Here is a 230-nt window from a genome sequence, read left to right on the forward strand (position 1 = left end):
GCCAGGGCCTGGGATCGCGCAACGCGGGCGAATTGCGGTGCAAGGGTGATGGCCACGGCAATCATCGCGTTTTCAAGGCTGGGCCCAAAGGCGGCCGCCAGCGCAATCGCCAGAACCAGCGCCGGGAAAGACAGCATCGCATCGACAAAGCGCATGATCAGCGTGTCGATCCATCCGCCGGTAAAGCCCGCGATCACGCCAAAAAACACCCCGATGACAAAGGCAATGCC

At 62.2% G+C, this 230-nt stretch carries 1 protein-coding gene; it reads right to left on the reverse strand.

Annotated elements, in window-relative coordinates; all coding sequences use genetic code 11:
- Nucleotides 1-230, reverse strand: a 230-nt coding sequence (locus Q4528_RS16610; protein WP_303522906.1) for an ABC transporter permease subunit, incomplete at both ends; no start/stop codon positions are given.

Origin of the sequence: Staphylococcus pasteuri, from assembly GCF_030547725.1 — a bacterium.
GTDB lineage: Bacteria > Bacillota > Bacilli > Staphylococcales > Staphylococcaceae > Staphylococcus > Staphylococcus pasteuri.